The following is a 436-nucleotide window of genomic DNA, read 5'->3' as shown; positions in this document are numbered from 1 at the left end:
GAGGCGGAACAGGCCCGACTCGACGTCCTGCAGGGTCTCCTCGTGGCCCGGCACCGGGATCACGAACGTCGAGCAGCCGAGCGCCGCGGACTCCCACAGCGAGGTGGAGAACGTCCCTACCGCCATCGCGGAGCGCGTGATGGCGGTCAGCGTGTCCTCCTCGGCGATGTCCACGGCCCCCTCGAGGCCGGCGGCGGCGAGCTCGCGCCCGATGATGGTCCGCTGCGCGGGATGCGGGGCGATCACGACACGCATCTCCGGCCGCTCGCGGACGAGCTCCTGCACGAAGGCGAGGATCCGCCGCAGCACCCGCGGCTGGGAGACCACGCAGACGTCCCAGCGCTTCTCCTCGGTCGAGGGGCTCTCGATCGCAGCGGTGAGCTCCTCCTGCTGGCGGGGCACCACCACGTGCTCGTCGTAGACGTTGGTGCGCTCG

Annotated in this window: 1 pseudogene; it reads right to left on the bottom strand. The window is 71.8% G+C overall.

The window, feature by feature from the left end:
- Positions 1-436, bottom strand: a pseudogene (locus tag HMPREF3159_RS17925) (glycosyl transferase family 1); the annotation flags it as partial.

The sequence above is a fragment of the Brachybacterium sp. HMSC06H03 genome (assembly GCF_001807385.1).
In the GTDB taxonomy this organism is placed as follows: domain Bacteria; phylum Actinomycetota; class Actinomycetes; order Actinomycetales; family Dermabacteraceae; genus Brachybacterium; species Brachybacterium conglomeratum.
The sequence above is the reverse complement of the archived record's forward strand: the minus strand, read 5'-3'. Positions and strand labels throughout refer to the sequence as shown.